At 69.0% G+C, this 7,090-nt stretch carries 8 protein-coding genes; 4 read left to right on the top strand and 4 right to left on the bottom strand.

The window, feature by feature from the left end; all coding sequences use genetic code 11:
* Positions 1-116 precede the first annotated feature (116 nt).
* The 4 genes from ASD25_RS11190 to ASD25_RS11175 all read right to left on the bottom strand — a co-directional run bounded on the left by ASD25_RS11190 (position 117) and on the right by ASD25_RS11175 (position 3,432).
* Positions 117-959, bottom strand: a complete 843-nt coding sequence (locus ASD25_RS11190) for a GDSL-type esterase/lipase family protein (RefSeq protein ID WP_055831489.1) — start codon at positions 957-959, stop codon at positions 117-119.
* A 2-nt stretch (positions 960-961) separates the two neighbouring features.
* Positions 962-1,840, bottom strand: coding sequence for a DUF459 domain-containing protein (locus ASD25_RS11185; RefSeq protein WP_055831491.1), 879 nt, complete (start codon positions 1,838-1,840; stop codon positions 962-964).
* 127 nt (positions 1,841-1,967) lie between these two features.
* Positions 1,968-2,381 carry a DUF2177 family protein gene (locus ASD25_RS11180; RefSeq protein WP_055831493.1) on the bottom strand — a complete coding sequence of 138 codons (414 nt, stop codon included), beginning with the start codon at positions 2,379-2,381 and terminating at the stop codon, positions 1,968-1,970.
* Between the two features lie 13 nt (positions 2,382-2,394).
* Complete coding sequence (locus ASD25_RS11175; protein ID WP_055831495.1) at positions 2,395-3,432, bottom strand: cyclopropane-fatty-acyl-phospholipid synthase family protein; 1,038 nt, start codon at positions 3,430-3,432, stop codon at positions 2,395-2,397.
* A 117-nt stretch (positions 3,433-3,549) separates the two neighbouring features.
* On the opposite strand from ASD25_RS11175, the gene ASD25_RS11170 reads away from it, so the two are divergent.
* The 4 genes from ASD25_RS11170 to ASD25_RS11155 all read left to right on the top strand — a co-directional run.
* A complete protein-coding gene (locus ASD25_RS11170; protein WP_055831498.1) occupies positions 3,550-4,920 on the top strand; it encodes an NAD(P)/FAD-dependent oxidoreductase in 1,371 nt (456 codons plus the stop codon).
* 35 nt (positions 4,921-4,955) lie between these two features.
* Positions 4,956-5,939, top strand: a complete 984-nt coding sequence (locus tag ASD25_RS11165; protein WP_235562707.1) for a DUF1365 domain-containing protein — start codon at positions 4,956-4,958, stop codon at positions 5,937-5,939.
* A gap of 234 nt (positions 5,940-6,173) precedes the next feature.
* Positions 6,174-6,878, top strand: a complete 705-nt coding sequence (locus tag ASD25_RS11160; protein WP_055831500.1) for a CoA transferase subunit A — start codon at positions 6,174-6,176, stop codon at positions 6,876-6,878.
* On the top strand, positions 6,878-7,090 hold a 213-nt coding region (locus ASD25_RS11155; RefSeq protein WP_304439651.1), incomplete at its 3' end, for a CoA-transferase. The genes ASD25_RS11160 and ASD25_RS11155, both read left to right, overlap by 1 nt.

Below are 7,090 nucleotides of genomic sequence, written 5' to 3'. Positions count from 1 at the left end.
AACCAGCTGGCCAGCAGCAGGAACAGCTTSCGCCGCCCGTTCTCGCGATCCAGCGACCAGGCSGTGAAATAGACGAACAGGAAGAAGACGCCGAAGGCMAGGGTCGGGAACAGCATCTAGCGCGGCCCTCCCGCCTTCCACGCGTCATAGGCGGCCAGAAGGTCGTCGGTCAGCACGCCGCCGATCCAGTCGGCCCCGGCCGAGGTGAAATGCACCCGGTCGCCGCGCATGAAGGGCTCGGCCTGCATCGCCAGCCGGTCCGCCGAACARTCGCCGCCCATCCGCCCGTGCCAGTCCCAGAACGCCACACCCATGTCGGCGGCGACCCGGCGTTGCACGTCCCGCACCACGGCCAGCGAGGGGGGCGGCGCGCGCCGGCCGTCGGCGCTGCAGCCCCCCGCCGCGCCCGTCCGCTGGGCGTCGGGCGCGCCGAGGATCAGCACCGACGCGCCCCAGCCGCGCAGCCGCTGCACCTGCGCCCGCAGCAGCGCCTCCCAGGCGCCCGGATCAAGACCATCCTCGAAGCCGTCGTTGACGCCCAGCGCCAGAATGACGAGGTCCGCCCCCGCCAGCTCCGGCCTGTCCGGCCAGCCCGCGAACGTCTCCAGCGTCGCCCCCACCACGCCGACCTCGCTCATCATCAGTCCCGGCGCGGCCCCATCGACGGCATAGCCGAAGCGCCCCTGAAGCTGCGCCCGAACCCGACCCGTGACGCGCGCCCCGGCCGTATGGCTGTCGCCGTACTGGACGACCCTCACCGGGGCGACGCGCCGCCCGGCCTCGGTGTCGGCCAGGGCCTGAAAGAACCCCGTCAGCGTCCCCGGCTGACACAGCCCGCCCGCGCAGATCGAGGCCCCCGGCGCCGACCGCGACAGCGACAGATAGGGAATCTCCTGCGCGGCGGCCCCGGGCGCCGCGGCGCACAGACCGGCTGCGATGACCGCCTCCAGGCGCCTCATCCTCAGGCGGCGGGCGCCGCGAGGGGAGCCGCCGGCCGATCCAGCCCCGCGTCGTGCTTCAGGCGCGCCGTCACCGGCGCGCTGAGCCGCGAATATCCGGCCATCGACATGTGGATTCCGTCGTTGGCCCGCATCAGCACGCGTCGCCCGCTGTCGGCGGGGAGATAGGCTTCATACCCGCCCTCATCGTTCGAGGTCAGGGCGGTGGTTTCGATGTACGGCACGCCCAGCGCCCGCATCCGCGCCTCGACGACGCCGTTGATCAGCGTCATCCTGGCGTCGAACGACGCCCGCTTCATCCGTGGCAGGCCGACCCAGTAGACGGCCACGTCGCGGCTGCGCAGCAGGCCCACAAGGTCGTCGACCCGCTTGGCGTAGGCGGCCTTCCAGCCGTCCGAGCCGAACGGATGGATCTGCCCGTCCATCTCGATGCCCTGGGCGTCATTGGTGCCGAACAGCATGATCGCGACATCCACCGGCTGCGCGTCCAGCTGGCCCCGGGTCTTCGCCTGGATGTCGACGTAGTCGTAGCGGCTCAGCCCCGTCGACACCTGCGAGAATTTGCTCACCGTCACATCCGGCGTGTGCTGCAGGTCGCGGTACAGGCCTGCGTACAGGCCGTCGGCCATGGAATCCCCGAACACGCCGATGCGCAGCGGCCCGCGGGCCAGTCGCGCGTCCAGCGGCGTCACCGTCGGCAGGACCGGCGCCGCGACCGGAACGACCGGCGCCACCGGCGCGGGCGGGGCGGACGCCGCGGCCCTGTCGCCCAGCATGATGGTCGGATGGCGCAGCCATGCCCGGCCGTCGGGCGTCAGCACCAGCCCGGCCAGCACGCCGACCGCGAAGGTCGCCGTCAGAGCGTTGACGCCAGCACGCAAGACTTTTCCCCGACTGAACCCCGTTCCGTCGGACCTTTTACCTTATCGCCGCCCGACCGCCACCTCGCGCCCGTCTCACGGGAAGAAAAAGGTTAACCGAAGCGGCCTTCGGCCCCCAGGGTCGGCGTCAGCCGAACCGTCCTTCAGCCCAGCGCGCGGCGAAATAGCCCCCCAGCGCCGACAGGGTCGTCAGGGCCGTGCCCCAGCACAGGTCGATGATCGTCAGTCGCGTCGACCAGACATTCAGCGTCGCCTGATTGGTCAGGTCATAGGTCGCATAGGCCACGAACCCGAGCACCGCCCCGTTGATCGCCGCCCTCTGCCACGCCCCTTCGCGCAATGCCGGTTCCACGGCCAGGAACACCGTCCCCGCGATCGAGATCAGGTAGAAGGCCACGGCGGCCTTCATGTCAGGCTTGTCGGCCAGGATCGGACCCAGCACCGGCCTGTACAGCCGGTCGGTCATGGTCGTCAGCCAGACCGCGTCGACCGCGGCGAAGGTCAGCCCGGCGCCCAGATAGGCGGCGACATATTTGATCATCGGTTCTGCTCCGTCAGACCGGCTTCAGCAGGTAATGGCTGACCGCCCAGGTGTTTCCGTCGTCATTGCCGAACAGCCCGGCCGTCGCCAGATAGAACCGCCGCCAGCGCCTCCGCCACAGGAGCGCGTCGGCGCCGTAGGTCTCCCGCATCAGCTCCATCACCCGGTCGCCGTTGGCGTCCATATTGGCCAGCCAGTCGTCCGCGGTGCGCCTGTAGTTCACCCCGTTCCAGGTCCATTCCCGCTCGACCTCGAACAGGTCCGGGAACTGCCGCATCAGCCCCCGGCTGGGCATGACCCCGCCGGTGAAGAAATGCTGGGCGATGAAGTCGCCGCTGTCGGTGTGGTCGAACCGGTACGGCGCGTCGCGGTGGGTGAAGACATGGATGAACATCCGCCCGCCCGGCTTCAGCCAGCCGTGCGCCCGTCCCAGCAGCGCCCGCCAGTTGGCCATATGCTCGAACATCTCGACCGAGACGATCCGGTCATAGCCCTCGCCCATGGGCGTCGGAGCGTGGAAGTCGTTCATGTCGGCGGTGATGACCGTCAGATTGGTCAGGCCCCGGGCGGCGGCCTGGGCCTCGATATGCTGGCGCTGGCCATGACTGTTCGACACGGCGGTGATTCTCGACCGGGGGTACCGCTCGGCCATCCACAGGCTCAGCGAGCCCCAGCCGCAGCCCAGTTCCAGCACGCGCTGCCCGTCCGTCAGGGCGGCGTGGGCGCAGGTCTCGTCCAGCGCGGCCTCCTCGGCTTCGTTCAGCGTCGTTTCCGCGGTCGGGTACAGGCAGCACGAGTATTTCAGCCGTTGCCCCAGACACAGCTGGAAGAATTCCGGCGGCAGTTCGTAGTGCTGCTCATTGGCCGCCGTCGTGTGCTCGGCGATCGCCCGCTTGGCCATGTCGCGGGCGAAGGCCGCCTCGTCGTGCGGCCCTTCCCGATCCAGCCTCTTGCGCGCCTCCGAGACCAGGCTGTCGATCGCCGGCCGGGCGACGAGATCGGGAAACGGCGCATCCTGAAGCCGGCGAATGGCGGCGGTGGCGAGGCTCATGCTTTGGTCCTGACAGGCTGACGACCCATCCAGCTACGGGCCGGCGTCGCATCCGGATGTACGGCATCCATCACAGCCCCCGGCTCGTAGCTGTTCGCGAGTTTCGCTGGAGCCTGCATGCCCCCCCACCTCGTCGCCACATCCCCGACGCCTCCCGGCCAGCGCATCGCCGTCGTCGGTTCGGGCATCTCGGGCCTGTCCTGCGCCTGGCTCCTGTCGCAGTCGCACGACGTGACCCTGTTCGAGGCGGACAGCCGGCTGGGCGGTCACTCCCATACCGTCGACGCCCCCTCGCCCAGAGAACCGGTCGCCGTCGATACCGGCTTCATCGTCTACAACGAGGCCAACTATCCCAATCTGACGGCCCTGTTCGAACATCTGAAGGTGCCGACCAAGCCGGCCATGATGTCCTTCGCCGTCTCGATCGACGACGGGGCCTTCGAATATTGCAGCCAGGGCATCGGCGCCCTGTTCGCCCAGAAGCGCAACTACGCCAGCCCCAGATTCTGGCGCATGATCGGCGACGTGCTGCGCTTCCAGAAACAGGCCCCGCGCGACCTGCCCGCGCTCGAGAAGTCGGGCGAAACCCTCGACGCCTACCTGACCCGCGGCGGCTACGGCACCCTGTTCCGTGAGGCCCATCTGCTGCCCCAGGCCGCCGCCATCTGGTCGTGCACCATGGGGCAGATGGCCGGCTATCCGGCGGCCTCCTTCGTGCGGTTCTACATGAACCACAACCTGCTCAAGGTGGACCTGAAGCCGACCTGGCGCACCGTGGACGGCGGCAGCCGGTCCTATGTCTCCCGTCTGGTCGAGGCCTTCCGCGGCCGGGTCGTCACGGACGCCGGGATCACCGGCGTCCTGCGCGGTCTCGACGGCGCGGCCCTGCGCTTCGCCGACGGCCGGATCGAGCGCTTCGACGCCGTCGTCCTGGCCACCCATTCCGATCAGGCCCTGGCGCTCCTGGAGTCCTCCTCGGCCGAGGACCGGCGCCTGCTGGGCGCCATCGAATACCGGCCCAACAGGGTGATCCTGCACCGGGACACGGCGTTGATGCCCAAACGGCGCAAGGCCTGGGCGGCCTGGACCCACCTCGGCTATTCCGACCGCGCGGGCGAAGGCGGCGTCACCTACTGGATGAACGAACTTCAGAGCCTGCCCGGCCCGCCCCTGTTCGTCAGCCTCAATCCCGCCAAGGCCCCCGACCCCGAACTCGTGATCGGCGAATGGGACTACGAACACCCCGTCTTCGACGCCGCCGCCGTCGCCGCCCAGTCGAAACTGTGGAGCCTCCAGGGCCGCCGCAATGTCTGGTTCGCGGGCGCCTGGTTCGGTTCGGGCTTCCACGAGGACGGCCTGCAGGCCGGTCTGGCGGTGGCCGAACAGCTGGGCGGCGTCCGCCGTCCATGGACCGTGGCTCACGAGAGCGGCCGCATCCATGTGCACGATCCGTCCGGCGCCCCGGACCGGCTGACCGAGGCGGCGTGACCCTCGCCCATCCCCACGCCCCGTCATCCTCGGGCTTGACCCGAGGATCAGACGATCCGACCCTCGGTTTCATGGGCCGAAGTCGGGATCAGCGGATCACCACGGCCGGTCTTGGCCGCCCTTCGTCCGATCCTCGGGTCAAGCCCGAGGATGACGGAAAGGGGGGAGCCGGCCTGTCCTCCGCCCTCTACGTCGGCGAGGTCGTGCACCAGCGCACCCGCACCTTTGACCATCGCCTGCGCTACCGTCTCTGGATGGTGCTCGCCGACCTCGACGAGCTGGACGGACTGCAGGACCGCCTGCGCCTGCTCCGCCGCCGGTTCGGCCCGATCACCCTCAGGACCGCCGACCATGGCGACCGCTCCGGTCGGCCGCTGCGCCTCCAGATCGAGGCTCATCTCGCCGCGGCGGGCATCGACATCGCCGGCGGCCCGATCCGCCTGCTGACCATGCCGCGCATTCTCGGCTACGGCTTCAACCCGATCAGCGTCTTCTTCTGCCACACCCCCGACGGCGCCCTCGCCGCCCTGCTGTACGAAGTCACCAACACCTTCCACGAGCGCCACAGCTATCTGGTGGCGGTTCCGTCTCCTCCCCCCAGGGGGGTGGAGGAAGAAGCGGCGGAGCCGCTTCGACGACCGGACCATGCGGAGCATGGTGGAGGGGGCGCTCCCGCACTGATCCGCCAGTCCGTCGAAAAGCGGTTCTTCGTCTCTCCCTTCATGGACCGGGACCTGACCTACGACTTCACCGTCCGTCCGCCGGGAGAAGCCGTCTCCGTCGTGGTCGCCGTCCGTCGCGGCGACACGCCCATCCTGACCGCCAGCTTCGCCGGCCTCCGTCGCCCCCTGACCGACGGCCAGCTGCTGCGAGCCTTCGTCACCCACCCCTTCCTGACCTGGAAGGTCACCTGGGGCATCCACTGGGAGGCGCTGACGATGATGCTCAAGGGCGCCCGATACCGGGTCCGCGGCGCGCCGCCGGGCCAACCGGTGACCCATGGGTCCGTCCGATTCTGACGTAGGGCGCCGCCATAGTGCGGATGGGCGTCGACGGCCGTCGGACGAAGTGGACGTTATGGACGCTTTGGACGGTGTTTTCTTCTCTTCGGCCTGACGCGAGCCGGAGGCATTGGACGGTCTGGACGGTTTGGACGGTGTTTTTTCCGGCCCGCCTTGCCCGTCCCGCCTCGCCACGTTACGGACGGACGAGCGCCGCGAATATTCATCAAGCGGTGAAAATATGAGGAAGCGATGCGGAAGATCTTCCCCGACGCGGCGTCCGCCCTCGAGGGCCTGACCTTCGACGGCATGACCGTCATGTCCGGCGGCTTCGGCCTGTGCGGCATTCCCGAGCACCTGATCGCCGCCCTGCGCGACAGCGGCGTCAAGGGCCTGACCGTCATCTCCAACAACGCCGGCGTCGACGGCTTCGGCCTCGGCCAGCTGCTGGAGACCCGCCAGATCGCCAAGATGATCTCGTCCTACGTCGGCGAGAACAAGGAGTTCGAGCGCCAGTACCTGGCCGGCGAGCTCCAGCTGGAGTTCAACCCCCAGGGCACCCTGGCCGAACGCATTCGCGCCGGCGGGGCCGGCATCCCGGCCTTCTTCGTCAAGACCGGCGTCGGCACCCTGGTCGCCGAAGGCAAGGAAGAGCGCACCTTCAACGGCGAGCGCTACATCATGGAGACGGGGCTCCTGGCCGACCTGTCGATCATCAAGGCCTGGAAGGCCGACGGCCGCGGCAATCTCCAGTTCCGCAAGACCGCCCGCAACTTCAACCCGATGATGGCCACGGCCGGCAAGGTCACGGTCGTCGAGGTCGAACACATCGTCCCGACCGGCTCCCTGGACCCCGACTGCATCCACACCCCCGGCGTCTATGTCGACCGCATCGTCCTGACCGTGCCCGAGAAGCGCATCGAGCAACGCACCGTCCGTACCCGGGAGACCGCATAATGGCCCGCACCCGCGAACAACTGGCCGCCCGCGCCGCGAAAGAGCTGCAGGACGGCTTCTACGTCAACCTCGGCATCGGCATTCCGACCCTKGTGGCCAACTACATCCCGCACGGCATGGAGGTCACCCTCCAGTCCGARAACGGCATGCTGGGCATGGGCCCCTTCCCCTATGAGGACGAGGTCGACGCCGACCTGATCAACGCCGGCAAA

The organism is Brevundimonas sp. Root1423 (genome assembly GCF_001426805.1).
The sequence above is the reverse complement of the archived record's forward strand: the minus strand, read 5'-3'. Positions and strand labels throughout refer to the sequence as shown.